The sequence below is a fragment of the Bacteroides sp. 11BF genome (assembly GCF_019633765.1).
GTDB lineage: Bacteria > Bacteroidota > Bacteroidia > Bacteroidales > Bacteroidaceae > Bacteroides > Bacteroides hominis.
Genome location: NZ_JAFKPJ010000100.1, coordinates 1 through 339 on the forward strand (window position 1 = coordinate 1; position 339 = coordinate 339).

At 48.4% G+C, this 339-nt stretch carries 1 protein-coding gene; it reads left to right on the forward strand.

Annotated features, from left to right (window positions below):
• The coding region (locus JZY04_RS21130; protein WP_255584476.1) for a BT1926 family outer membrane beta-barrel protein at positions 1–339 on the forward strand (339 nt) is incomplete at both ends.

The following is a 339-nucleotide window of genomic DNA, read 5'->3' on the forward strand; positions in this document are numbered from 1 at the left end:
TGCTCAGTCGTTCGCCTATAATGTGTCGGCAGGTGTTGATCGTTATTTCAACATCAAGCGTGTTCCTAACCTGATGTGGTATACAGGCGTTCGCGTAGGTTTTGCTTACGGCGAAAATGAAATGAAGTATGATGAAGAGACCTCTATGGGCAAATCGGTTGCCGAAAGCTGGAATCTTCGTGGCGCCCTGACTATCGGTGTCGATTACTATGTTCTTCCTGCCCTCTACGTCGGTGCGCAAATCGATCCGTTTGCTTATACGTACAACAAGACTACGTATAATCCGCAAGCCGGTCTTGGCGATCTGTCGGCAGACAGCCATAACTACAGTGTTTTGGC